Origin of the sequence: Roseobacter sp. HKCCA0882 (assembly GCF_037805225.1) — a bacterium.
Classification (GTDB): Bacteria; Pseudomonadota; Alphaproteobacteria; order Rhodobacterales; family Rhodobacteraceae; genus M30B80.
In genome coordinates this window covers 1,205,847-1,231,826 of sequence record NZ_JBBLYI010000001.1, presented here as the reverse complement: position 1 = coordinate 1,231,826, position 25,980 = coordinate 1,205,847, and the positions used below count along the sequence as shown (strand labels likewise).

The following is a 25,980-nucleotide window of genomic DNA, read 5'->3' as shown; positions in this document are numbered from 1 at the left end:
CTTCGGCTTTTAGCCGAAGATCGGTTGTAACAGCCGTTCGGCTTCGTCACTGGGCTTTGCCAACCCTTCCCGATCTTCACCAGGATAAAACCGTGCGCGCAACGCGGTTGGCATGGGCTTTGGATGCAACAGATGCACGTTCGGCCCGTGCTTTTCCGTCTCGGTTTGCCAGTTTTGCACCAAGGCGCGGGTGGCGGCCTTGCTCATACCATAGGTGCCTGCGAATTTCGCGTCCCATGTGTCGTCAAAGAAAACGGCATGCGGGTCATCAGACGGCTCAATCAATGGCGCGATCATGGTGATCAAACGCGATACTGCGCGGATATTGGTACCGATGGCCCGATCAAGGTCTTTTTCCGTGATATGCGGGGCAGGGGTCAGCGCGGTTGCGTGAAAGGCCGCATGCACCCAAATATCGGCGCGCCCCCATCGATCAAAAATCGAACGGCACAAATGCGCCATTGCAGCATCCGTGGTAATATCCATGGGGGCAAGCGTGGCTTGCCCGCCTTTGGCTTGGATGCGGTCATCCAATTCTTCCAAAGCGCCCGTGGTGCGGGCAACGGCAATGACATGAGCGCCGCGAGCGGCCAACCATTCCGCCGAGGCTGCCCCAATTCCGCGCGATGCCCCTGTGACGAGGGCGATTTTACCTGACAAAATCTTTTCCATGCCTCCCACATGGGATGAAAGCAGCGATTTGGCAAGCAGGGTTTTTTGCCGCGCCTGATTTGCGGTGGCTGTGGGTAATTTGCGTGCTCTTTGCTTGACTTTGCCGTGCTGCAAGCGGAAAACAGCTTAAACGCGAATTCCCCAGAACCTTTGAGGAGCCCGATTTATGAGCCGTTCTGACTTTCTAACCAAATCCCTGACCACCCCCACAAGCCTTGCGCAAAAAGCGGCATTGGTCTTGGCGGGCTCGTTTGTGATTGCGATTGCGGCGCAAATCTCGGTGCCGATGTTCCCCGTTCCAATGACGCTACAAACCTTAGCAATCCTGACCGTTGCTTTCGCCTTGGGCGCGCGTCTGGGCGTTGCGGCACTTGTGGCCTATTTAGTTGAGGGCGCGATGGGGCTGCCTGTGTTCGCCAATGGCGGTGCAGGTCTGGCCTATATGTTTGGGCCTACCGGTGGTTTCCTTCTGGGTTTTGTTGTGATGGCTTATATCGCGGGTTTGGCTGCGGATCGTGGCATGGCGCGTAAGCCAATCCTTGGCTTTGCTGCGGCACTGGTTGCTTCGGCCGCGCTTTATGTCCCCGGCCTTGCATGGCCTGCCTTGGTCATGGGGGTTGAGCCTTCAACCTTGCTCTCTGGCTGGATGGCGCCCTTCATCGCGGGTGATGTGGTCAAGGCGCTTTTGGCAGCTTTGATTGTGGCGGGTGCGTTTAACTTGCGCAAAGCGGTCCGCTGATCTGCAGTAAAGGTCTAAAGAAAAAGGCCACTCTTCGGAGCGGCCTTTTTCTTTTGTGCCATGGTGCCGTTTATTCAGCAGCGGCGGGTTCGTTCATGGCAAAACCTTTGGCGATTTGGTCTGTGGGGCGCACAGGATATTCGCCTGAGAAACAGGCATCGCAATAGGTGGGGTTTTTGGGATCACGGCCCTTGACCTCACCCACGGCACGATAGAGCCCATCAAGCGAGATAAAGCGCAGGCTGTCCACACCCAGATGGGCGCGCATTTCTTCGGCGCTCATTGTCGCCGCAAGAAGCTTGTCGCGCTGTGGCGTGTCCACCCCGTAAAAACAAGGCCATGCTGTAGGCGGAGAGGCGATGCGGAAATGCACCTCCGCCGCGCCTGCGTCCAAAATCATTTCTTTGATCTTTTGCGAGGTGGTGCCGCGCACAACGCTGTCATCTACCAAGATCACCCGCTTGCCTTCAATCAAGGCGCGGTTGATGTTCAGCTTAAGACGCACACCCATATTGCGGATCTGTTCGGTGGGTTCGATAAAAGTGCGGCCCATATACTGGTTGCGGATGATCCCCATGCCAAACGGGATGCCGCTTTCATGGGCAAACCCGATGGCCGCAGGCGTGCCACTATCGGGCACGGGGCAGACGAGATCTGCCTCAACGGGGGCTTCGCGAGCCAATTCCACGCCAATCTGGCGGCGCGTTTCATATACTGACCGCCCGCCCAAAATACTGTCGGGGCGCGAGAAATAGACATGTTCGAAAATGCAAAAGCGCGATTTGCGCTGCTCGAAGGGCATATAGCTTTCGATGCCTTGCGCGGTGATGACGACCATCTCACCAGGCTTGATCTCGCGCACGAATTCGGCGCCGATGATATCAAGCGCACAGGTTTCGGAGGAAAGCGCGTAACCATCGCCGATCTTGCCCAATACCAAGGGGCGCACCCCAAGTGGGTCGCGCACACCCATCAATTTTGTGCGCGTCATGGCCACAACCGAAAACGCGCCCTCTACGCGGCGCAGCGCGTCTTTCATACGCTCGGGGATATTTTTCTGATAGCTGCGCGCCATCAGGTGAATGATGCACTCACTGTCCGATGAGGATTGGAAGATGGACCCGCGTTCAATCAATTCGCGGCGCAGTTCATCGGCGTTGACGATATTTCCATTATGCGCAATCGCGGCCCCACCCATGGCGAATTCACCAAAAAAGGGCTGCACATCACGAATTGCCGTGTTGCCCTTATTGCCTGCCGTGGAATAACGCACATGGCCGATGGCAAGCGCACCTGGCAGCGTGCCCATCACACTGGCATTGGTAAAATTATCGCGCACATATCCGAAACGGCGGGCCGAGTTGAACCCTTCGACAGGGTCATAGCTGACTATCCCGCCCGCCTCTTGGCCGCGATGTTGCAACGCGTGCAGGCCAAGGGCCACAAAATTCGCGGCATCCGCCACACCGATCACACCAAAGACGCCGCATTCTTCACGCAGCTTATCATCAGAGAGGGGATCAAAGGGATGGGCGGGGAATTGTGCGGTGCGCGGGAACGCAAAATTGCTGGGCATCGGCGGGCTCCTGCCTGCGGTCATAGCCGAAAGCTACGGAAATGGGCGAGTCGGTTGCACGCCTTACCTAGGACAAAGGCGCGGCGCTGTCACCTATTAGCTGTCATGAATGCGTCACAATTTGCGCTCGAAATTCACGTATAATTTTACCGCAACGCGGCGCGGGCACGCACTTACGCTGCGGGCACGGCTAAGAGTGCGCGCGCGCTTTGCGTGTCGCCTGCGGCAGGGGCCACGCATCCTGCGGTCAGCCCCTCGTAGCGACCGATCAACCAACCCGGCGCATCGCTTGGGATTTCGCTGTCGATTTGCGTGGTCAGCGAGGCAAAGATTTGTGCGGTTTGGCTGTTCACGACTGCCGCCGCAGGGTCGCTGCCTGCCAGTCGGTCATAGGCGACCAAGGCCACCGCCACCAAGGCCACACCGCGCAGCACGCCAAAGAAAAGACCCGCACCCGCGTCAAAACCGCCTAGCTTGGTTTTCTGGATGAACGAGGAAAACAGCGGCGAGAAGAGCGAGACAACAATCAGCGTCACAGCAAAGGCTGCCGAAAAGCCCAAGATCATGCCCAATTCGCAGCTGTCATCGACATATGGCCCGATATAGGGAATTTCCGAGATCAGTGGGCGCACTTCAGGTGCGGCCCAATAGGCCACGATGGCGGCGGCGATCCAGCCCAAGATTGACATGACCTCGCGCACAAAACCGCGCGAATAGGCCAAGATGGCCGAGATGAAAATCACCCCGCCTGCAATGCCGTCAATCATCGTGAACCCATCCATCGCCCGCTCCCTCACTTATTTTGGCGCTAGCCCGCGCCGAATATATCGCCCACAAATCGCGTCATATCCGCCATTTGCATCAGCTTAACACCCCCGACCGAGCCAAAATTGCAGCCCTCTGGCGCGATCACAGTCGAGAAACCAAGTTTTTGCGCTTCTTTCAACCTGTTTTCCGCCTGTGCCACGGGCCGAAGCGCGCCAGATAGACTTAATTCGCCAAAAATCACCGACCCTTGTGGCAGCGCCGCATCCTCGCGCGCGCTTAGCAAGGCGGCAGCAACCGCCAGATCAGCCGCAGGTTCAGTGATCCGCAACCCGCCTGCGATGTTGAGATAAACATCAAGCCCCGCAAAGGCGATCCCCACACGGGCCTCAAGCACCGCCAAGATCATGGCAAGCCGTGCGCTGTCCCAGCCCACAACCGCACGGCGGGGTTGACCAAGCGGGGAGGGGGCGACCAAGGCTTGGATTTCGACCAAGACGGGTCTTGTGCCCTCAATGCCTGCAAAGACCGCCGATCCGGGTGAGGCGGTTTCATTCTCTGAGAGAAACAGAGCAGACGGGTTTGCAACCTCGGAGAGGCCCGCATCGGTCATTTCAAAAACGCCAATCTCACCCGCAGGGCCAAAGCGGTTTTTGACCGAGCGCAGAATGCGGAATTGATGACCGCGTTCGCCCTCAAAATATAGCACGCAATCGACCATATGTTCGACCACGCGCGGCCCCGCAATTTGGCCATCTTTGGTGACATGGCCCACCAGGATCACGCTGACCCCACGCCGTTTGGCGAAGGTAACCAATTCATGTGCTGCGGCGCGCACTTGGCTGACAGATCCAGGTGCGCTGTCGACTGTGTCAAGCCACATGGTTTGGATGGAATCGATAATCACCAAATCGGGGCGGGTTTCGTCCAAAGTGGTCAGAATATCGCGCAAATTGGTTTCTGCCGCCAAGGCCATCGGGGCTGCGCCCAAACCCAGACGTTGCGCGCGCATGCGCACCTGTGCGCTGGCCTCCTCGCCCGAGACATAAACAACCGACAGGCCCTTGGCCGCGAAACTGGCCGCAGCTTGCAACAACAGGGTTGATTTCCCGATGCCCGGATCCCCCCCCAAGAGCAGCGCAGAGGCCGGCACAAGCCCGCCACCAAGAACACGATCCAATTCCGCCAAGCCTGAAGGGTGGCGCGGTGGCGGGGCCTCTTGGCTGGCCAAATCCATCAGCGCCATTTTGCGCCCCTTGCCTGCACCCAAGCCCGATTTGGCGGGGCCTGCCGAAAGCGGGGCCTCCTCAACAATCGTGTTCCACTCGCCACAGCCATCGCAACGCCCGATCCATTTTTTATGAACCGTGCCGCATTGGCCGCAGATAAATTGGGTTATAGGTTTTGCCATGGCACAGGATTAGCGCGGGTCGCGCGCTTTGGCCAGAGTATGCTGCGCCTTAGCGCACCGCCTCAATCGGGCCATCGGCAGAGCCTGTGATAAACTGGCGCAAATAGGGGTCATCGGCGCTGTCCATATCCGCCACGGGGCCTGTCCATTGGATCACCCCGTCATGCAGCATGGCGATTTTATCGGCAATCGCGCGCACCGAGGACATATCATGGGTGATGGTCATGGCGGTTGCACCCATCTCAACCACGATTTCGCGGATCAAATCATTGATCACGCCCGACATGATCGGATCAAGCCCTGTGGTTGGCTCGTCAAAAAAGATAATTTCAGGCTCTGCTGCAATGGCGCGGGCGAGGCCTACGCGCTTTTGCATGCCCCCTGACAATTCAGACGGGTAAAGGTCAGCGACATCGGGCTTCAGCCCCACACGGCGCAATTTTTCAATCGCGATCTCGCGCGCCTCTGATTTTGGCCGCTTAAGATGGCCGCGCATCAGACGAAAGGCCACGTTCTGCCATACGGGCAGACTGTCAAACAGAGCCGCACCTTGGAACAGCATCCCAAAGCGGGCCAAAAACGGGTCACGCGCGGCGCGGGTGACATCCTCGCCGTCAAGCAGGATCATCCCACTGTCATGGAGCACAAGACCCAAAACCGATTTCAGCAAAACCGATTTGCCCGTGCCAGAGCCGCCAATAATGACCATGCTTTCGCCTTTGGGAACCTCGAGGTTCACGCCGCGCAAGACCTGCTTGGGGCCAAAGGATTTATGGACATCGGACAGGGTAATCATGCGCTGAAAAACACCTCTGTCAGAATGTAGTTTGACGCCAAAATAAGGATAGAGGCCGAGACCACCGCATTGGTTGTGGCGCGGCCCACACCCGCGGCCCCTTTGCCTGAATTCATCCCATGATAGCAGCCCATCATGGCTACGATAAAGCCAAAGACCGCCCCCTTGATCATGCCCGAGATGACATCCCAAGCTTCGAGAAAATCAACGGTGTTCTGAATGTAATTGGCAGCGTTGAACCCAAGCCGCGTTGTGCCGACCAAATAGCCGCCGAAAATCCCGATACTGTCCCCAATCGCCACCAAAAGCGGCAAAGACAGGGTCGCGGCTAAAACCCGGGGTAGGGTCAGATATTTGAGCGGGTTGGTCGAAAGCGTGACCAACGCATCAATCTGTTCGGTCACTTTCATCGTGCCAATCTCGGCGGCAATCGCAGCCGCCACGCGGCCCGCAACCATGAGGCCCCCCAAAACAGGCCCAAGTTCGCGCACCATGCCGATGGCCACAATCGAGGGGACAACCGCTTCGGCATTAAATCGCGCGCCGCCTGAATAGATTTGCAGCGCCAAGGCCCCGCCCGTAAACAGGGCGGTCAGGCCGACCACGGGCAGGGATAAAAACCCAATTTGCATCAGTTGGATCAGGAACTCGCGCGGGTAAAATGGCGGGCGAAACAGGTGCGAGACAGTCGCGCCTGCATAGATGCTGACGCGCCCCACACCCGCCAAGAGCCCCATAACCGAGCGGCCAATCGTGGCAAGCGGTGCAAGAATTAGCGCAGCCATACCTAACCCCTTTGATAGTGACGCTGATAGCGCGCGCCAAGCGAGGTGAGGATTTCATAGCCGATCGTGCCCGCATGATCCGCCAGTTGATCCACGCCTTGTGCGGGGCAGAGAATGTCTAGGTGATCTGGCACATCCGCCCCAAGCCCGCTGACATCCACCCCCATCAAATCCATCGACACCCGCCCCGCAAGCGGGCAGGGCGTGTCACCTGCATAGACTGCGGCTTTGCCCGTCATCGCGCGGATCAACCCATCGGCATATCCCGCGGCCACGGTTGCGATCTGGCGGGGGCTGTTGGGGCGATAGCCCGCGCCATAGCCCACAAACTCGCCCAGCTCGACTTGCCGCACTTGGATGACAGGCAGGGAGAGACGCACCACGGGGGTCGCATCCGCAAAAGGCAGCCCGCCATAAAGCCCGATTCCAGGGCGGGTGAGATCAAAATGATAAGCCTCGCCCAAAAGAACGCCACCCGTAGCAGAAAGCGAACGGGGGTGATGCGTGCCATCGGTCATGGCGCGAAAATTTGCCAATTGCGCGTGATTTTCAGGGTGATCAGGCTCATCAGCGCAGGCCAGATGGCTCATGATCAACTGGCAGGGCCCGCGCTCGGCCTCATCGCGCAAGGCGGCCCAATCAGCCGCCTCCATGCCTAGGCGGTTCATGCCTGTATCAAGTTGAATTCCATAGGGCAGGTCGCCCGCATCGCGGTGGCGGCGGAATTGATCGGCGGAATTCAAAAGGGGGATCAAATTGTGATCCCGCAACAGCGCGTCATCACCTGCCATGTGACCCGAAAAGACGAAAATGCGGGCGTGTGGGAAACCCGCCTTCGTGAGGGCGGCGCGCAGTGCCGCGCCTTCTTCGGCAATTGCCACAAAGAATGTGTCAGCGCCTGCGCGGGCCAAGGCAGGGGCCACGCGCCCTGCGCCCAAGCCATAGCTGTCTGCCTTCACCACCGCGGCCGTTTTCGCGTTGGTCAGGCCGTCAAGGGCGTGCCAATTGGCGACAATCGCGCCCAGATCAATATGAAGCTTTCCAGATGCCATGCGCCTTCTGTCCCGTTTTCATCGGAACCCGTCAAGGGGCAAGGCGGGTTTTGCCCGAAATTCCAACAGATCATGGCACGAATCCGCGCCTTAGTTGAACCCGTCCGCGCCTTGCTGCCATGGTTTGACGAGATTGCCAAATTTGGTGAAGCGCCCCTCAAAGCTTAGCTCAACCGTGCCAACAGGCCCGTGACGCTGCTTGCCGATGATCACCTCGGCCTTGCCATGAAGCGCGTCCATGTCCTGCTGCCATTTTGCCATGGCCTCGAGATTTTCTTCGCCTGGTTTTTCGCGCTCTTTGTAATATTCGCCGCGATAGACGAACATGACCACATCGGCATCTTGCTCGATTGATCCAGATTCCCGAAGATCCGACAATTGGGGGCGTTTATCATCACGGTTTTCGACCTGGCGGGACAGCTGCGACAGCGCGATCACAGGAATATCCAATTCCTTCGCAATCGCCTTGAGCCCTTGGGTGATTTCCGAAATTTCGTTCACGCGGTTTTCGTTGCGGCCATTGCCCCGCAACAATTGCAAATAGTCGATGATCAACAAATCCAACCCCTGCGGGCTGCGCTTGAGGCGGCGCGCGCGGGCGGCGACCTGAGCAATCGGCAGCGCGGGGGTGTCGTCAATATACAAAGGGCAATTCTGCAAATCCTGCGCTGCGATCAGATAGCGTTGGAATTCTTGCTCGTTCAAATCGCCTTTGCGGATCAGTTCCGATGGCACCTCGGCCGCCTCTGACAGAACCCGTTGCGCCAATTGCGCAGCAGACATCTCGAGGCTGAAAAAACCCACCACACCGCCATCAATTGTGCCCTCTGTGCCATCATCCTTAAGACCCCGCTTAAAGGCACGCGCCACGTTAAAGGCGATATTGGTGGCAAGCGAGGTTTTCCCCATCGAGGGGCGCCCCGCAAGGATCAACAGGTCAGAATGGTGCAAACCGCCCAACATCTTATCCAGATCAGCCAAGCCCGTGGAAAGGCCCGCCAAACCGCCCGACCGATTATAGGCCGCATTGGCCATTTCCACCGCATCATGCAGCGCGCGCAAGAATGATTGAAACCCGCGGGATGTGCTGCCCGTTGAGGCGAGTTGGAACAAATCGGACTCGGCCTGCACGATCTGCTCATCGGGCGAGACATCTTCGCGCATCGATTGCGCGCGATCCGAAATGGACTTGCCCAAATCTATCAGATTGCGGCGCACAGCCAGATCATGGATCAGCTGGGCGTAATCGCGCGCGGCCGATGTGGCGATGGCCGAAAGCTGCAATTTCAACAGGTATTCGGCCCCCCCAAGAGCTCGCAGACCTTCGTGTTCCGCCATAAAGTTTTTGAGGGTCGTCGCGTCTGTTTGCTGCCCCTTTAGGATGCGCGCCCGCGCAACCTCGAAAATCGCGCCATGCACGGGGTCATAGAAATGCGCAGGTTCAATCAGGTCTTGCAGGCGATCAATGACGTCATTTGACGCCAAAATCGCGCCCAATAATTGCTGTTCGGCTTCGATGTTATGCGGCAGAGGGGAGAGGGCGCTTGCGTCCGTGTCGGGGTCACCATCGCCTGATTTGCGCAATGCTTTGGCATTGAGATTGGCGATCTCGCTCATGATTACTCCCCCAACATATCACACCCTACCTGCGGTATGCTGCGTATGCCGCAGCGTCAATCTGGATATCCTGTGGATATGTTGATCCCCGATAATATCCCCAAGATATGGGTGCCCCCTTTGTAAACCCTACCACATAGGGCAAGGCGGCAGGAATTTTTTTCGGGCCTCTGCTTTGCTTGATGGATCGGGCAAATGAGGCCGCGTTAATTCTGGGCCGTTTTTGGGCCTTTGCCTCGGGGCTTAGGCGAATCCCCGCGCGGCGCGCCACCCTTCGGGGTCACGCAGGAAATGTTCGACCTGCTCAAGCGTGTTCGCGTCAAAGTCATTGCCTGCGCGTGCCTCGGCAATCACATCGGCCCAAGTGCATAGCCAATGCAATTCAACCCCGTGCTCCCGCAACCGCGGGATCGTGTCCTCGAAAATGCCGTAATAGAACACAACCGCCGTGTGAGCACAGCTTGCGCCTGTCTCGCGGATTGCATCGACAAAGCTCAGCTTCGAGCCACCATCCGTGGTCAAATCTTCCACCAATAGCACGCGGTCACCCGCATCCATTGCCCCCTCGATACGGGCGTTTTTGCCATACCCTTTGGGCTTTTTGCGCACATAGCTCATGGGGAGGGCCATACGCTCGGCCACGAATGCGGCAAAAGGAATGCCTGCCGTCTCGCCGCCTGCGATATTGTTAAAGGCCTCAAGCCCCGCATTGCGCATGACTGTGCAGGTCAGAAAATCCATCAATGTGGCGCGCACGCGCGGGAAGGAAATAATCCGCCGACAGTCAATATAGGTGGGCGCACGTTTGCCTGAGGCATGGGTATAGGGCTCGTCCGCGTTGAAATGCACCGCGCCAATATCCAGCAACATCCGTGCTGACATTTTCGCAATCTGCGCCTGATCGGGATAGCTTGTTGGGATCATGGCATGGCTCCTTTATTGGTCGAGAACCCGCCAAAACAGCGGATGGCCTGGGTCAAAGACAGTGACAGGCCCATCTTCTGTCTCGATTTTCGCGGGATAGGTCACAGGGGTGTCTTCCTTGACCAAGGTGATCGTCGTGTCATTCGGGGCCAGACCATAGCGCGCTGGGCCAAATAGCGAGGCGAAGCCCTCAAGTTTATCAAGCGCGCCTTCTTCCTCGAACACATGGGCGAGGCAGGCCATGGTATTGGTTGCGGTGAAACATCCCGCACAGCCACAGGCGCTTTCTTTATTGGGGTCGGTATGGGGTGCGCTGTCTGTACCAAGGAAGAACCGCGGATTTCCCGAAATTGCGGCTTTGCGAAGCGCTTCTTGATGGGTAGCGCGTTTGGCCACGGGCAGGCAGTAGTAATGCGGCTTGATCCCGCCCACCAAGATATGATTGCGATTAATCATAAGGTGATGCGTTGTGATGGTGGCCGCAATATCGCCGCTCGCATCGCGTACATAGTCAATCCCATCGCTTGTGGTGACATGTTCAAGCGTCACTTTAAGTTCAGGAATATCACGACGCAGCGGATCAAGAACCGTATCTAGGAACACTTTTTCGCGGTCGAAAATATCGACATTATGGCGCGTGACCTCGCCGTGGATGCACAAAGGTAGGCCAATCTCTGCCATCCTTTCCAAAACGGCGCGCACATTGCCGATGTCGCGCACGCCTGAAGCGGAATTTGTGGTGGCCCCTGCAGGGTAAAGCTTCACCGCCGTGATCAGCCCCGCCGCATGCGCAGAGGCCAGATCGTTGGGATCTGTGCCTTCGGTTAGGTACAATGTCATCAATGGCGTGAAGGTCATGCCATCGGGCAGGGCCGCCAAAATGCGGTCGCGATAGGCGCGGGCGTCGTCCCCCGTGACCACGGGTGGCACAAGGTTTGGCATGATGATTGAGCGACCAAAATGGCGCGCGGTTTCGGGCAATACGGCGCGCAACATCGCACCATCACGCAGGTGCAAATGCCAATCATCAGGGCGGCGAAGGGTCAGGGTGTATGTCATGCCCCTTGCGCTACAAAATTCCCGCAGCCTTGCCAAGAGCTAAGCGCGCTATCGGTGGGGGTACATCCTGCTGCTCTAGCTGCTGCTTCTTTTGTGTCGGTAACCTTATGAGATCCTAGCAGCCGAGCAGGGCGAAACAAAAGGATTTTGCACAGGCTTGACCGCAGGCTATTCTCTGGCGTTGATAGGGGCGACACATTGCGGGAGGCAGCATGCGCGGGTCATCACACCAAACGGCAATTCCCCCATCAATTGATGCATTGCGCACAGGGTTAAGCGCTGAAGGTTATATCTGCGGCAAATCGTTAGGCACGGTTGCCTATCTTGCCCTCAGCCTCGGGCGGCCGTTGTTTCTAGAAGGCGAGGCAGGTACAGGGAAAACAGAAATTGCCAAATCTATTGCCGCAATGTTGGGTCGCCGCCTGATCCGTCTGCAATGCTATGAGGGGCTTGATGCGGCCTCTGCCGTCTATGAATGGAATTTTGCCGCACAGATGGTTGCCATCCGCGCAAGCGAGGCAGCGGGTAGTGCAGATCGCGCAAGCTTGACCGCTGACTTGTTCTCGCAAGATTATTTGATCGAACGGCCATTGTTGCAAGCCATGCGCCCTGATCCCGAAGGCGCGCCTGTTTTGCTGATTGACGAGATTGACCGAACAGATGAACCTTTTGAGGCGTTCCTCCTTGAGGCGCTGTCAGATTTTCAGGTCACAATCCCCGAGCTTGGCCAGATCAAAGCCCCAGAGCCGCCCATCGTCATCTTGACATCAAACCGCACCCGCGAGGTGCATGATGCACTAAAACGGCGGTGCCTCTATCATTGGGTCGACTATCCCGACATCACCCGCGAGATGGCGATTTTGCGCGCCCGTGTGCCACAGGCGGCAGATACACTCTCGCGCGAGGTCGTGGCCTTTGTGCAGCGCCTACGCAGCGAAGATCTATTCAAAAAGCCAGGTGTCGCAGAAACAATTGATTGGGCGAAATGTCTGCTTGCGCTTGATGTGATCGAATTATCGCCTGAGGTGATTGCAGATACGCTTGGCGCGATTTTGAAATATCAAGACGATATCGCGCGGCTGCAAGGGTCTGAGGCCAAGCGTATCTTGGACGAAATCCGCGCCGATTTGGGCTAGGGCGCTATGGAATACGCCCCTCTTGACCTGCCCGACAATCCGCAGCTTTTGCGCAACCTTGCGCATTTTGCGCGCGCCTTGCGCGTGGCAGGGCTGCCTGCGGGGTCAGGGCGTGTGATGGATGCGGCGCGCGCCTTGGCCAGTGTCGGTTTTACGGATCGGGATACGTTTTTCTATGCAACGCGTGCCTGTTTTTGCACGCGGCCCGAACATTTGCCAATTTTTGCGCAGATCTTCCGCCTCTATTGGCGAGACCCGCGTTATATGGAGCATATGATGTCCTTGATGCTGCCCGCTATTCGCGGCGTGGCGGAGGAACGCCAAGCCAAACCCGCCGAAAAGCGCGCGGCAGAAAGTCTGCTAGACGGGATCACGCCTGAGGCCCCCGATATAAAAGGCGAAGATCGCCCGCAGGACACGGAAATCGAAATTGACGCAAGCCTGACGATGAGCCGTGAAGAACGCTTGCGCAGCCTTGATTTTGAACAAATGTCCGTGGCTGAAATGGCTGAGGCGCGGCGTATTTTGGCGCGGTTGAGCCTGCCCGTGCCACCGCTGCTGACCCGCCGCTACGCGGCTGATGCCAATGGCACCAAGCCCGATTGGCGCAGAAGCCTGCGCCAAGCCATGCGCCATGGTGGCGAAATGCAAGGCTTTGCGCGCAAGGCGCGGCGCGAAAGGATGCCTGCCTTGATTTGTCTTTGCGATATCTCTGGGTCGATGTCAGCCTATAGCCGTGCGGTTTTGCATTTTCTGCACGCGCTCTCAAACGCGAAAGGGGCGGGGTGGTCAAAGGTCTATGGGTTCACCTTTGGAACGCGGCTCACCAATATCACCCGCCACTTGCGCGGGCGCGATGTGGATGCGGCACTGGCCGCTGCGGGGGCGGAGGCACAAGATTGGGAAGGCGGCACGCGCATTGGGTATTGCATCGACCGCTTTAACCGCGATTGGTCGCGCCGTGTCATGGGGCAAGGCGCGATTGTGCTTTTGATCACAGATGGTCTGGATCGGGATGATCCCGAACTGTTATCGAGCGCGATGCAGCGTCTTAGCCTGTCGTCTAAGCGGCTGATTTGGATTAACCCGCTTTTGCGTTGGGAGGGGTTTGCGCCAAAGGCCGCAGGCATTCGTGCCATTTTGCCCCATGTTGATATGTTCCGCGCGGGGCACAATATCGCGGCATTGCAGGGCTTGGCCGAGGCGCTGAATGCGCGCGGGGATTTCAACGAAAAAGCACGGCTTGCGCGGATGCTATCCGATGCGGCAAGCTGAGGTTGAAAGGGAGGGGTCATGATGGAAAATATGCCCGAATTGGCGCTTGAATGGCATCGCGCGGGTCGCGGTGCGGTCTTGGCCTCTGTGGTGGAGACATGGGGCAGCGCGCCGCGCCGTGTGGGCAGCCAATTGGTGGTTGCAGGCGATGGCGAGATGCAAGGCTCCGTATCGGGGGGCTGTGTCGAAGGGGCTGTGGTTCTTGAGGCGCAGGATATGCTTGCCACCCACGCCGCCGCGCCCAAGCTGTTGGAATTTGGGGTTTCTGATGATTCAGCCTTTGCCGTGGGCTTGGCCTGTGGGGGACGGATCAAAATTCTGCTTCAGCCCATTGGCGGGGCCTTGCCCGAGGCCGTCTTGCGTGATCTCGTTGCGGCCCGTGCGGCCCGCCATGCGGTGGCCTTGATCAGCGATGTCACGGGCGAAGCCCCGCCGCAGGTCGTGGAACGCGCAGAAGCACCCGATCTGAGCGAGGCCTTTGCCAAGGATAAGTCGGGCCTTGATGCCGAGGGCTTGCGCTATATCGCAATCCACAACCCGCCGTTGCGCATGGTCGTTGTGGGGGCGGTGCATATCGCGCAAAGCCTGATCCCAATGGCGCAAATGGCAGGGTATGATGTGACGCTGGTTGATCCGCGCCCCGCCTTTGGCTCGACCGCCCGATTTGAGGCGGTGCGACTGCTCGATGCTTGGCCCGATGAGGCCTTGGATGAAATCGGGCTTGATACTCGCACGGCCGTTGTGACCTTGACCCATGATCCCAAGCTTGATGATCCCGCAATCATGGCCGCGCTGCGGGCCGATGTGTTTTATCTGGGCTGTTTGGGCTCAACGCGCACCCATGCAAAACGGGTGGATCGCCTGACCGAGGCAGGCTTTGGCGCCGAGGCTATTGCGCGCATCCATGCCCCTGTTGGTCTGAATATTGGGGCGATGGGCCCCGCAGAGATTGCAATTTCGATCATGGCGCAAATCACTGAAAGGTTGCGCACATCATGAAGTTTGGGCCGCGTCCTATAGCCGAAGGGATGGGCGCGATCTTGGCCCATTCCGTGTCCGTTGAAGGGGGGGTGATCCGGAAGGGCACGCGACTTGTGGCAGATCATATCGCCGCGCTGCGGGCCGCGGGGGTGGCCGAGGTGACAGTTGCCGCGATGGAGGCGGGCGATATCGATGAAAACACCGCCGCTGCGCGACTGGCCCATGCATTATGCGGGGTAGATGCAGGTCTTGAGATTGAAGCCGCCTTTACGGGGCGGGTCAATTTGCGCAGTCGCGGCGCGGGCATTGTGTCGGTGGATACCGCAAAAATCGCGGCGGTGAATGCGATTGACCCACGCATCACGGTTGCAACCCTGCCGCCATGGCAGCGAGTCTCAAAAGGGATGATGGTCGCCACAATCAAGATCATTCCCTATGCCGTGCCAGAGGCCGCGCTCTTTGCCGCTGAAGAGGCGGCCCGTGGTGGGGCATTGGCCCATATCGAGCCGCAGATTTCTTCGGCTACCCTGATCCTCACCAGCCATCAGGGGCAAAAGGCGGCCGCGCTTGAGGCAAAATCTATCGCCGCGGTTGAGGCGCGTCTCGCTGCGTTTCACGTTGAACTCAAGGACACCCGCATCTGCCCGCATGACAGAGCCGCGCTTGAGGTTGAGATTGCGCAGGCAAAGACAAGCCTGATCTTAATCCTTACCGCCTCTGCCACATCTGACATCGACGATGTGATGCCTGCTGCGTTGCGGGGCGCGGGGGGGCAGGTGACGCGGTTTGGAATGCCTGTTGATCCAGGCAATCTTTTGGTTTTGGCCGCATTGGCAGAAATCCCTGTCATAGGCTTGCCCGGTTGCGTACGCAGCCCCGCCTTGAATGGGGCAGATTGGGTGTTGGAGCGGGTCATATGTGGCCATCCGCCGAGCGCCGAAGAAATTGGCGCGATGGGAGTCGGTGGCTTGTTAAAGGAAATTCCCACCCGTCCACAGCCCCGTGATGGACGCTAACGATAGGCCCTTCACGCGGGTTTGAGGAGCAAATTGGCGCGAATGCACTTTTTTTGTTTTGCCATTGGCAAAATCCATGTTTGGATTACAGCAATCGTTCTAGGGAGGATCGAATGACGACGGTCAAACTATCAGTAAATGGAAAGGAAATGTCAGCCGAGGTCGAAGGCCGCACACTTCTTGTTGAGGTGCTGCGCGAAAAACTTGGTCTGACGGGCACCCACGTGGGCTGTGATACCAGCCAGTGTGGGGCTTGTACCGTTCATGTGGACGGCAAATCGATGAAATCATGCTCAGTTCTAGCTATGGATGTTGCGGGCGCAGAGGTTACTACAATCGAAGGCATGGCCAATCCTGATGGCTCGCTCTCGGTGATCCAAGCAGCCTTTAAAGAGCATCATGGCCTGCAATGCGGGTTCTGTACACCTGGTATGGTGATGACTGCAGCCGCTTTGCTGAAAGAAAACCCTAAGCCCACCGAAGGCGAAGTGCGCGCCTATCTTGAAGGCAATATCTGTCGCTGCACGGGCTACCATAACATCGTCAAGGCGATCCTTGCAGCCTCGGGCCAAGATGTCGCTGCGATGGCTGCAGAATAAAGGCCACTCCTTTGGGAGGAGAAGGCCCGAAGGAATGTGATTAAAGCAAAAAGGCCTGCCTCGCAGTTGGGTGGGCGCGACAAACCTAGGGGAGGAATGATTATGCCAAAAGACAGTGGTATCGGGGCCGCATCGAAGCGGCGAGAAGATTTTAGATTTCTGACTGGTCGCGGAAAATATACAGATGATGTTGCGCTGCAGGGGCAGCTTTATGCGGTTATGGTCCGTTCGGAAGTAGCTCACGGAAAAATTAAAAAGATAGACACTAAAGCTATCTCTGAAATGTCAGGTGTGCGCGCAGTGTTTACTGGCGAAGATTTTTCCGATGTCGGAGGCAACCCCGCCGGTTGGCTGATAAATTCTCGTGATGGCACTCCAATGCGAGAGCCTAAAAGACCAGTCTTGGCGCATGGAAAAGTCCGACATGTAGGTGATGCTTATGCTGCTGTTGTCGCAGAAACTTTGCAGCAAGCTAAGGATGCGGCAGAAAGGCTTGCAGAAAGCGCTGTGATTGAAGAGCTACCTGCCATCATCGATATGGCTGGGGCTATCAGTGACTCTGAAAATCGCGTTCATGATGAGATAGATGACAACCTTTGCTTTGACTGGGGGTGGATAGAAGACAATCGTGAAGTTGTTGATAAAGCCCTAGCATCTTCTCCCCACGTAACAACTTTGCAATTAGTTAATAATCGTCTGGTGCCAAATGCTATGGAGCCTCGATCATCGATTGGGGAATATGATCCCGGGACCGGAGAATACAAACTTACCACAACCAGTCAAAACCCGCACCTGACCAGACTTTTAATTTGTGCATTTGTACTGGGTATCCCTGAGCACAAGTTAACGGTAGTTGCACCAGACGTTGGCGGTGGTTTTGGATCTAAAATTTATCACTACGGTGAGGAAGCGCTAGTCTTAGCAGCGGCAAGAAAGCTTGGGCGCCCTGTTCGGTGGACTGCTGATCGCTCGGAAAGCTTTTTATCTGATGCTCATGGGCGTGATCATCTGACTACCATCGAGGTGGGGTCCACGATGGATGGAGAGATATTAGCCATCAGGACTAGCACGCTTGCCAACGTTGGTGCGTACCTGTCGAATTTCTCGACAGTGACGCCGACCTTTTTGCATGGCACCTTGATGGCTGGCCCTTACAAAGTTCCACACGTTTACGTGAACTTGAAGGCCGTCTTTACTAATACGGCGCCTGTAGATGCCTACCGCGGAGCTGGTCGACCTGAAGCTACCTACAGTTTGGAGCGAGCAATCGACAAACTGTCCAGAGAACTTAATTTAGATCCGATTGAGGTACGTAAGAAAAATCTACTCACACCTGATCAATTCCCTTACACCTCACCAGTCGGATTAATCTACGATATCGGAAATTATCAAAATACCTTGGATAAGGCGATAGAGTTAGCAGACCTTAAAAATTTTGAAAATAGGGTTAAAAAGAGCAAGTCCAACGGGAAATTGCGGGGTCTGGGTCTCTCAACTTGGATCGAGGCCTGCGGAATTGCGCCGTCTAATTTAGTGGGGCAACTTGGTGCTAGAGTTGGTCTTTACGATGCCGCAACAGTAAGAGTAAGCGCGACTGGCACTATTCAGGTAATGACTGGCGCACACAGCCATGGCCAGGGGCATGAGACAGCTTTTGCCCAATTGGTTGCTAGCAAATTAGGCGTTGCTGAAGATGCTGTTGAAATAGTCCATGGCGATACCTCGAAAATCCCGTTCGGGATGGGCTCCTACGGATCGCGTTCGCTGGCCGTTTGTGGTTCTGCGATGGATCGCGCGGTGGATAAAATTATTGAGAAAGGCAAAAAAATAGCCGCCCACATGTTGGAAGCTGACGAAATTGACATCAACTTCGAGAACGGCAATTTCACTGTAAAGGGCACAGACAAGAGTAAGTCGTTTGGAGAAGTGGCTTTTTCTGCATATGTGCCTCACAACTACCCGTTAGAAACGCTTGAACCGGGATTGGAAGAGACGGCGTTCTATGACCCCAATAACTTCACTTATCCGGCGGGAGCATATTTATGTGAGGTTGAAGTCGATCCGGATACTGGAAAAGTTACGATATGCTCTTTTACCTGCGCTGATGATTTTGGAAATGTGATAAATCCGATGATCGTCGATGGGCAGGTACATGGTGGCGTAGCTCAAGGCATTGGGCAGGCCTTAACTGAGCAAACGGTTTACAATCAAGAGGGACAACTTTTAACCGCTTCGTACATGGATTATACGATGCCGCGTGCCGATGATTTGCCGTTTTTAAAAGTTGATCACTCATGCCAGACCCCTTGCACCCATAACCCGTTGGGCGTGAAAGGCTGCGGAGAGGCGGGGGCCATCGGCTCGCCCCCTGCGGTGGTGAATGCGGTTGTCGATGCGTTGAACCGCGGCGGTCATGCCGTGACGCATATTGATATGCCCCTGTCACCGCACCGCGTTTGGCAAGCGATGCAAGGCTAAAGAAAACACGCGCGGGTCGGTGCTCTGACCCGCGCACCATAAACGTCAAAGAGGGGCCATGCCCCTTGGAACCAGAGGAAACGGGATATGTATAATTTCGACTTTACCCGCCCAAGCAGCATCAAAGACGCGGTTGCGGCCATTGGCGCAGGCGGTCAGGCGCTCAGTGGCGGGCAGACCCTCATCCCCACGATGAAAGCGCGGCTTGCCATGCCTGAAACCTTGGTCAGCCTCACAGGCATTCAAGAGATGAAGGGCATTTGCACCAATGATGCAGGCCAGATTTGCATCGGCGCGGCAACAACCCATGCAGAGGTCGCACGCGAGGTGGCCAAATCTTATCCGGCGCTGTCTGATCTTGCAGGCCATATCGGGGATCCTGCCGTGCGCAACCGCGGCACAATTGGCGGCAGCCTTGCCAATAACGACCCGTCTGCCTGCTACCCGTCTGCGGTGCTGGGCTCAGGGGCCGTTGTGAAAACCAACAGCCGCGAAATCGCTGCGGATGATTTCTTTCAAGGCATGTTCACCACGGCCCTTGAAGAAGGCGAGATCATCACCGAGGTGAAATTCCCCGTTTCGCAAAAGGCGAATTATCAAAAATTCGTTCAGCCCGCCTCGCGCTTTGCGCTTGTTGGGGTGTTTGTTGCGAAATTCGCAGATGGTGTGCGCGTGGCGGTCACGGGCGCGTCAGGTGAGGGCGTGTTCCGTTGGGCGGAGGCTGAAGCGGCACTGTCCAAGGATTTCACCGCAGCGGCGCTTGATGGCGTGGCGGCCCCTTCGGCGGATGGGATGATCTCTGATCTGCACGGCACAGGCGCCTATCGCGCGCATTTGGTCAAAGTGATGACCGCGCGGGCTGTCGCGGCAGCCTGAGGTCAGCACAATCCAAAAAAGGAAGCCCCGCGAAAGCGGGGCTTCCTTCGTGTCATGGGCCTGAGGCCCATGACCCCATCCAAATTATTTTGCGGGGCCGATCATCATTACCATTTGGCGACCTTCCAGCTTGGGCATATTCTCGATCTTACCCACGCCTTCAATCTTTTCGGCTACACGTTCCAGCAATTCACGGCCCAATTGTTGGTGCGCCATTTCGCGGCCACGGAAGCGCAGCGTCACCTTCACCTTATCCCCATTTTCAAGGAATTTGATGGCATCGCGCACCTTGCGGTCGAAATCGTGATCATCGGTGCCAGGCCGCATTTTGACCTCTTTGACCTCGATCACCTTTTGCTTTTTGCGGGCTTCGGCTTCACGTTTCTGCTGTTCATATTTGAACTTGCCGAAATCCATGATTTTACAAACGGGCGGTTCAGCATTTGGGGAGATTTCCACCAAATCCAATCCTGCCTCATCTGCCAATTCCATTGCGCGTTCTGGGGTGACCACCCCAATATTCTCGCCCTCTGCGCCAATCAGGCGAACTTCGGGGCAGCGGATACGGTCGTTGACGCGCGGGCCAGTGTCACGGCTGGGCGGCGCGTTGTGGGGTCTGCGGGCTATGGGTTTTGTCCTTCTGTGGTTTTGCAGTGATGATGCAGTAACCTACAGGCCCACCAAAGGGCTTTCAAGGGGGCACGTTCTTGGCTGCTGCAATCAGTCAAGAAAGGCCTTTTCCACAACGTAATGCTGTGGGTTGGAATTGGCCCCTTCGACCAAACCATAGCCCTCAAGCATATCTTTGATCTCAAGATTGAAGGCGAGGTTGCCACAGACCATGGCGCGGTCGCATTCGGGGCTGAGGGGCGGAACACCCAAATCCTCGAACACAGTGCCTGCCCGCATCAAATCGGTGATGCGGCCCATCTTGGGGCTCGGTTCGCGGGTGGTGGTGGGGTAGTATCGGATTTTATCCGCGAACCCGTCACCGATCAATTCGCGCAACAGCTCATCTTGCCTGATCTCTTCGATCAGGGTGCGGCCATAATCCAATTCTGCCACTTCGCGGCAGGTATGGGTGATGATGACCTCGTCATAATCTTCATAGGTTTGCGGCTCGCGCAGGAGGCTTGCGAAAGGGGCAAAGCCCGTGCCCGTGGCAAAGAACCAAATCCGCTTTCCAGGCAACAGCGCGTCATGCACCAATGTCCCCACAGGTTTGGGGCGCAGGATGATTTCATCACCCACTTGGATATGTTGCAGCTTTGAGGTCAGGGGGCCGTCTTGCACCTTGATGGAATAGAATTCTAATTCTTCATCCCAGGAGGGGGAAGCAATGGAATAGGCGCGCAATAGTGGTTTGCCGTTATCGTTCATCAATCCGATCATAACAAATTCGCCCGACCGAAAGCGCAGGCTTGCTGGCCGCGTTACGCGGAAGGAAAACAGCCGATCCGTCCAATGTTTCACAAAGGTAACGCGCTGCGCATCGGGCAGGGTAGGGGTGGCTTTGGGGAGGGTCGATGTTGCGTCTGTCACGTCACTTTGGCCTATCGTTCGGAATGGGCACAGCCCTAGCATATGCCCGCAGTTGTAAACTTTGATTTATGTCAGGGAAAGGCGCTATTCGCCGCGTAGGCGATTTTGGTAATCATGCGCGCGCCAATCGGCCCGAAACACCCATGCCTCTTGCGGTTGTCTGCGGGCCAGATCAGGGCTGATTTCAACCTCGTCAAACCCTGCGCGCCGCGCCATGGCGTATTGATCCGCAATGACATGACCCGCAGCGCGCAAGCGCCCCGAAAACCCCGCCATGCGCAGGCGTTTGGCCCATGTAAAGCCACGGCCATCGGAAAAGCTGCCAAAGGGAATGCAGACCGCGCTATGGCCTTGCGGTGTCTGGAGGGCCGCGTCAAACGCGGCGGGATCGCTGAGTTCAACCATCTCTGCGGGCCGCGCCGCCTCTGGGGTAAAGCCCTGATCGGTGACCACAATATGGGGGGTGGTGTTCATGATATATCCTTTCACGCCACGTTGCGGCGGATGATTTTGCCATCCACAAAATGGATGCCGCATTCCTCTTTGTCCTGCCCGCGCCAACGGCCCGCGCGCGGGTCTTCGCCTGTGGCAACGGGGCTTGTGCAGGGGGCGCAGCCAATAGACGGATAGCCCCGCGCCACAAGCGGATGACGGGGCAGGCGGTTATTGGTGATATAGTCCTGCACATCCTCGCGCGCCCAATGGGCCAGCGGGTTGATTTTGATCCTGATCTCTTCCTCATTCTCGAAGAAGTCCAACGCCGCGCGGCTTTGCGCCTGAAAACGTTTGCGCCCCGTGATCCACGCGTCAAACGGGGCCAAGGCGTGTTCAAGCGGTTCGGTCTTGCGCTTGGCGCAGCAGGCATCGGGGTTGGTTTTATGCAAATCGCCCTGCGGGTCGCTTGCCGCAATCATCGTGCGGCTTGCATGAATGCGGCGCACATCCTTAAGGCCCAGATGATCTGCCAAGTCGTTTTGATAGGTTAAGGTTTCGGGAAAGAGCATTTCGGTGTTGATGAACAAAACGGGTGTCGTGCGATCAATCACAGACACCATGTGCAACAACACCACAGACTCCGCCCCAAAGGAGGACACCAAGGCCACGCGCCCGCAATCTGCATCCCGCAGCGCATGCTCAAGCACGGCTGTGGCACCGTGTTTGTCATAGCGGCGGTTCAGCACAGCCACCCGTTCGGCAACTGTGCCAAAGGGGCTAGGCTGCAACATCTTGCGCGCCCTCCTGCGGGTAAAGTGCGGCCTTAAAGGGGGCGAGCCCTAAGCGGCGATAGGTCGTGATGAAGGGTTCATCCACCCCCTCGCGCAAGGTCAAATAGGCGCGCAATAGTCGCTCAAGCGCAGGGATCAGCGCATCGGCAGAAAATCCGGGGCCTGCGCGCTCGCCGATTGTGGCGGCCTCGGTGTGATCACCCCCAAGGGTGATTTGGTAATTTTCGACCCCTGCACGATCCAAGCCCAAAATCCCGATATGGCCAACATGGTGATGCCCGCAGGCATTGATGCAGCCTGAGATTTTGATTTTCAGCGCGCCAATTTCCTCCTCTAGGCCGATATCGCGAAAATGCGTGGCGATTTCCTGCGCAATAGGAATAGAGCGCGCCGTGGCCAAGGCGCAGTAATCCATGCCAGGGCAGGCGATAATATCCGAGATCTTCCCGATATTGACCGTGGCCAAACCCACAGCCTTCAGCCGCTGATAGAGATCAGGCAGCGCTGCGCGGGGAATATGAGGAAGGATAACGTTTTGCTCGTGGCTGATGCGCAGCTCGTCATGCCCATAGGTTTCGGCAAGATCGGCCAAGGCCTCCATTTGCGCGGCTGTGGCATCACCGGGTGTCGCGCCATGAGATTTCATCGAAACCGTCACAATCGCGTAATCTGCATGGCGGTGTGCCGCTACGTTGCTGTCAATAAAGGCGCGCAAAGCGGGGCTTGGGGGTGGGGCACTGTTGTCGTCTTTGATAAACTCAGGGGGGGCAAAATGGCCGCGAATTTCTGCCAAAAGGCGTTGATCAACCCCTTTGAATGCCGCGCGGCGCGGGATGAATTCCTCTTCGACAAGGCGTTTGATTTCGTCCAAGCCTGTCTCGTGTAGGGTGATCTTGATGCGGGCCTTATATTTATTATCTCGCCGCCCGATCAGGTTATAAACCGCCACAATTGCCTCGATATAGGGCAGAAGATCAGCCTCGGGCATAAACTCTGCCAAAACCTTGCCGATCATAGGCGTGCGGCCTAAGCCGCCCCCGACCAAGACCTGATAGCCAATCTCGCCTTCGCGCGCGACAATGCGCAGACCGATATCATGGGCGGCGGTGACGGCACGGTCATTGGGGCTGCCTGTTACGGCAATCTTGAACTTGCGCGGTAGGAATTGAAATTCGGGATGATCGGTTGACCATTGGCGGATTAATTCCGCCACGGGGCGAGGGTCTGCAATCTCATCTGCAGCGGCCCCTGCAAAATGGTCTGCGGTGACATTGCGCACGGTGTTCCCCGAAGTTTGGATGGCGTGAAGGCCAACTTCGGCCAAAGCGTCCAGAATATCGGGCACATCCTCTAATTTTGGCCAATTGAATTGGATGTTTTGGCGCGTGGTGAAATGGCCATAGCCCTTGTCCCATTGCCGTGCGACCCGCGCCAAGGCGCGCATCTGTGCTGAATTGAGCGTGCCATAGGGGATTGCTACGCGCAGCATATAGGCGTGAAGCTGCAGATATAGCCCGTTCATCAAGCGCAGAGGTTTAAACTCATCCTCGGTCAATTCGCCAGACAGGCGGCGGGCCACTTGCGCGCGGAATTGCGCGTTGCGGGCGCGCAGGAAATTTTGGTCAAATTCAGTGTAGCGATACATCTGCCTTACCCTTGCGCTTGTTCTTGTTTGCCATGGGGATAGTTTGAGGGGCCGCGCATCCGAAATGCCTCGCGAAAATGCGCAGGCGCGGGCCCTGTTTCGGTTGTAATGGCATCGACCAAATAGGGGCCAACCACCAGATCGCTTTGCGCGAAGGCTGCGGCAAGCGCGGCCTCGGCCGTGGCGCTGTCAGAAAAGACCACCGCATCCGTGATGTCCCGCGCCCATCTTTGGTCGGCCGCCCAATAGACGACATCGCCAAGGCGCAGGTCATTCGCGGTCAGGAATTTGGAATAATCGCGGCTCATAACGCAATCTCCACTTTGAGAGTGTTGAGGGCCGTGCGCGCGGCGCGCGGCGCAAGCCCATATAGGATCACCGCAGGCGCACCTTTGCCTTGCGCCTCAATGGCGTGGGCAAGATGTGCAAGATCGGTATCGATGACATGGGTGTCGGCGCGGCTTGCATGTTCGACCACAGTGACGGGTGTGTCGGGGCGTGCGCCATGCATCAAAAGCCGCCCTTGGATAAAACGCGCACCGCGCTTGCCCATATAGATCGCCGCCACCTCGCCACTGCGCGCAAGGCCGCGCCAATCATGTTCGGCAAACCCTGCCACATCATGGCCCGTGAGAAATCGCAGCGCGGAATTGCGCCCTCGTTTCGTCAGGCTTTGCCCGATTTGCGCGGAGGCGGCGCTTGCCGCCGTGACACCTGGAATGATCGACCATTGGATATCGGCATCAGAAAGCGCATCAATCTCATCATCCAAGCGGCCATAGACGCACGGATCGCCCGCCTTGAGGCGCACTACCTTTGCGCCGGCGCGCGCATGTTCCACCATAAGGGCAGAAATATCTTCTTGCTTCATCGCAGGGCCAAAGCCCGTTTTTCCTGCATCAATCAGCACCGCCTCGCGCCGCGCAAGCTCTAGGATTTGGGGCGAGATCAGGCGGTCGTGGATCACCACCTCGGCCTCATCAAGGGCTTTGCGCGCCTTGAGTGTTAGAAGTTCGGGGTCGCCGGGGCCTGCACCGACCAAAAGCACTTCGCCCATTGGGGGGGTGGCGCTCAGGCTTTCCGTTAGCAGGGTTTCAAGTGCACCCTCAAGACCTGCTTCACCCTCGGCCGCAAAGATCCGTGGCGCGAGTTGATCATAATAGCGTGCCCAAAACCCACGCCGCGCGGCCCCTTCGGGCAAGGCTTCGACCTGAGGGCGAAAGGACTTCGCCACACGGGCAAAAATCCCAAGGGCAGGGCTTAACCTCTCCTCCAAGTCACGCTTGATCCGCCGCGCTAAAACGGGCGCCGCGCCCTCGGTGCCGATGGCAATGGTCACGGGGTCACGATCAACGATAGCGGGGGTAATGAATTCGGATGCTTCGAGATTGTCGACCCAATTCACCAATGCCCCATCCGCGCGGGCCAAACGAATGACGCGTGCATCTTCGGCATCATCATCATTTGCGGCGTAAAAGAGGGCGGCACAAAACGCATCCCCCGCCGCAAGCGCACGCTTGATCAAGTTGATCTTGCCTGTGGCGGCCAAATCCAAAACCGCAGGGGCAGGGTCAGCTGCAAAAACCCAAATGCGGGCTTCGGTTTTGAGTAGCAAGCGCAGCTTGGCCAAGGCGCATTCGCCGCCGCCCGACACGATCACACGCCGTCCCGCGAGATTAAGGAAGATCGGAAAATGCTGCATGGTCAAAACTCCGCGTTCACTGGGCATTGTATAGAACAATTTCCTGAAAATTGGCAGATACCCCTTGCAGATAGGGAAATATGTTCTGTATTGATGCCGAATAACCCC

The 25,980-nt window shown here is 57.0% G+C and carries 25 protein-coding genes; 8 read left to right on the top strand and 17 right to left on the bottom strand.

Annotated features, from left to right (window positions below; genetic code table 11):
- Positions 1-9: 9 nt before the first annotated feature.
- Positions 10-672, bottom strand: a complete 663-nt coding sequence (locus AAC622_RS06320; protein ID WP_340260925.1) for an SDR family NAD(P)-dependent oxidoreductase — start codon at positions 670-672, stop codon at positions 10-12.
- Between the two features lie 166 nt (positions 673-838).
- Here AAC622_RS06320 and AAC622_RS06315 point away from each other — a divergent pair, with 166 nt between their 5' ends.
- Positions 839-1,411: a biotin transporter BioY gene (locus AAC622_RS06315; RefSeq protein WP_340260923.1), complete on the top strand. Its 573-nt coding sequence runs from the start codon at positions 839-841 to the stop codon at positions 1,409-1,411.
- 70 nt (positions 1,412-1,481) lie between these two features.
- Here the strand turns inward: AAC622_RS06315 and purF are convergent, their stop codons facing one another.
- The 9 genes from purF to pyrC all read right to left on the bottom strand — a co-directional run bounded on the left by purF (position 1,482) and on the right by pyrC (position 11,396).
- Positions 1,482-2,987 carry an amidophosphoribosyltransferase gene (gene purF / locus AAC622_RS06310; RefSeq protein ID WP_340260921.1) on the bottom strand — a complete coding sequence of 502 codons (1,506 nt, stop codon included), beginning with the start codon at positions 2,985-2,987 and terminating at the stop codon, positions 1,482-1,484.
- A 173-nt stretch (positions 2,988-3,160) separates the two neighbouring features.
- Positions 3,161-3,769, bottom strand: coding sequence for a CvpA family protein (locus AAC622_RS06305; protein WP_340260920.1), 609 nt, complete (start codon positions 3,767-3,769; stop codon positions 3,161-3,163).
- A gap of 26 nt (positions 3,770-3,795) precedes the next feature.
- Positions 3,796-5,163, bottom strand: a complete 1,368-nt coding sequence (radA, locus tag AAC622_RS06300; RefSeq protein ID WP_340260919.1) for a DNA repair protein RadA — start codon at positions 5,161-5,163, stop codon at positions 3,796-3,798.
- A 49-nt stretch (positions 5,164-5,212) separates the two neighbouring features.
- Complete coding sequence (locus AAC622_RS06295; RefSeq protein ID WP_340260917.1) at positions 5,213-5,959, bottom strand: ABC transporter ATP-binding protein; 747 nt, start codon at positions 5,957-5,959, stop codon at positions 5,213-5,215.
- Positions 5,956-6,744, bottom strand: a complete 789-nt coding sequence (locus AAC622_RS06290; protein ID WP_340260915.1) for an MlaE family ABC transporter permease — start codon at positions 6,742-6,744, stop codon at positions 5,956-5,958. Before AAC622_RS06290 ends, AAC622_RS06295 begins: the two co-directional genes overlap by 4 nt.
- 2 nt (positions 6,745-6,746) lie before the next feature.
- On the bottom strand, positions 6,747-7,796 hold the full coding sequence (alr, locus tag AAC622_RS06285; RefSeq protein WP_340260913.1) for an alanine racemase: 1,050 nt from the start codon (positions 7,794-7,796) through the stop codon (positions 6,747-6,749).
- A gap of 90 nt (positions 7,797-7,886) precedes the next feature.
- The gene (locus tag AAC622_RS06280; RefSeq protein WP_317654371.1) at positions 7,887-9,413 is read right to left on the bottom strand and encodes a replicative DNA helicase; all 1,527 of its coding nucleotides are present in this window, start codon (positions 9,411-9,413) and stop codon (positions 7,887-7,889) included.
- Between the two features lie 243 nt (positions 9,414-9,656).
- Positions 9,657-10,337, bottom strand: a complete 681-nt coding sequence (locus tag AAC622_RS06275; protein WP_340260911.1) for an orotate phosphoribosyltransferase — start codon at positions 10,335-10,337, stop codon at positions 9,657-9,659.
- Between the two features lie 12 nt (positions 10,338-10,349).
- The gene (gene pyrC / locus AAC622_RS06270) at positions 10,350-11,396 is read right to left on the bottom strand and encodes a dihydroorotase (protein WP_340260910.1); all 1,047 of its coding nucleotides are present in this window, start codon (positions 11,394-11,396) and stop codon (positions 10,350-10,352) included.
- Positions 11,397-11,608: 212 nt separating this feature from the next.
- Between pyrC and AAC622_RS06265 the strand changes: the two genes are divergently transcribed.
- From AAC622_RS06265 to AAC622_RS06235, 7 genes are all read left to right on the top strand, one after another.
- Positions 11,609-12,532, top strand: coding sequence for an AAA family ATPase (locus tag AAC622_RS06265; RefSeq protein WP_340260909.1), 924 nt, complete (start codon positions 11,609-11,611; stop codon positions 12,530-12,532).
- Positions 12,533-12,538: 6 nt separating this feature from the next.
- Positions 12,539-13,807 carry a vWA domain-containing protein gene (locus AAC622_RS06260; RefSeq protein ID WP_340260907.1) on the top strand — a complete coding sequence of 423 codons (1,269 nt, stop codon included), beginning with the start codon at positions 12,539-12,541 and terminating at the stop codon, positions 13,805-13,807.
- 21 nt (positions 13,808-13,828) lie between these two features.
- On the top strand, positions 13,829-14,806 hold the full coding sequence (locus AAC622_RS06255) for an XdhC family protein (RefSeq protein ID WP_340261469.1): 978 nt from the start codon (positions 13,829-13,831) through the stop codon (positions 14,804-14,806).
- Complete coding sequence (locus AAC622_RS06250) at positions 14,803-15,804, top strand: molybdopterin-binding protein (protein ID WP_340260905.1); 1,002 nt, start codon at positions 14,803-14,805, stop codon at positions 15,802-15,804. The genes AAC622_RS06255 and AAC622_RS06250 overlap by 4 nt, the downstream gene beginning before the upstream one ends.
- Before the next feature lie 113 nt (positions 15,805-15,917).
- Positions 15,918-16,403: a (2Fe-2S)-binding protein gene (locus AAC622_RS06245; RefSeq protein ID WP_317654378.1), complete on the top strand. Its 486-nt coding sequence runs from the start codon at positions 15,918-15,920 to the stop codon at positions 16,401-16,403.
- A gap of 102 nt (positions 16,404-16,505) precedes the next feature.
- Positions 16,506-18,881 carry a xanthine dehydrogenase family protein molybdopterin-binding subunit gene (locus AAC622_RS06240; RefSeq protein ID WP_340260904.1) on the top strand — a complete coding sequence of 792 codons (2,376 nt, stop codon included), beginning with the start codon at positions 16,506-16,508 and terminating at the stop codon, positions 18,879-18,881.
- 87 nt (positions 18,882-18,968) lie between these two features.
- Positions 18,969-19,757, top strand: a complete 789-nt coding sequence (locus AAC622_RS06235) for an FAD binding domain-containing protein (RefSeq protein ID WP_340260903.1) — start codon at positions 18,969-18,971, stop codon at positions 19,755-19,757.
- Positions 19,758-19,841: 84 nt separating this feature from the next.
- Here AAC622_RS06235 and infC read toward each other — a convergent pair whose 3' ends face one another.
- The 7 genes from infC to cysG form a co-directional block, all read right to left on the bottom strand.
- A complete protein-coding gene (gene infC / locus AAC622_RS06230; protein WP_411567085.1) occupies positions 19,842-20,384 on the bottom strand; it encodes a translation initiation factor IF-3 in 543 nt (180 codons plus the stop codon).
- Between the two features lie 93 nt (positions 20,385-20,477).
- Positions 20,478-21,341, bottom strand: a complete 864-nt coding sequence (locus AAC622_RS06225) for a ferredoxin--NADP reductase (RefSeq protein ID WP_340260902.1) — start codon at positions 21,339-21,341, stop codon at positions 20,478-20,480.
- 42 nt (positions 21,342-21,383) lie between these two features.
- Positions 21,384-21,773 (bottom strand): DUF934 domain-containing protein, encoded by a 390-nt coding sequence (locus AAC622_RS06220; protein WP_340260901.1) that lies wholly within the window; start codon positions 21,771-21,773, stop codon positions 21,384-21,386.
- 11 nt (positions 21,774-21,784) lie between these two features.
- Entirely contained in the window at positions 21,785-22,525 is a 741-nt protein-coding gene (locus AAC622_RS06215; RefSeq protein ID WP_340260900.1) for a phosphoadenylyl-sulfate reductase, read from the bottom strand.
- Positions 22,512-24,170 (bottom strand): nitrite/sulfite reductase, encoded by a 1,659-nt coding sequence (locus AAC622_RS06210; protein ID WP_340260898.1) that lies wholly within the window; start codon positions 24,168-24,170, stop codon positions 22,512-22,514. The genes AAC622_RS06215 and AAC622_RS06210 overlap by 14 nt, the downstream gene beginning before the upstream one ends.
- Before the next feature lie 5 nt (positions 24,171-24,175).
- Complete coding sequence (locus AAC622_RS06205) at positions 24,176-24,478, bottom strand: DUF2849 domain-containing protein (protein ID WP_340260897.1); 303 nt, start codon at positions 24,476-24,478, stop codon at positions 24,176-24,178.
- Entirely contained in the window at positions 24,475-25,872 is a 1,398-nt protein-coding gene (gene cysG, locus AAC622_RS06200) for a siroheme synthase CysG (protein WP_340261466.1), read from the bottom strand. The genes AAC622_RS06205 and cysG overlap by 4 nt, the downstream gene beginning before the upstream one ends.
- Positions 25,873-25,980: the final 108 nt, after the last annotated feature.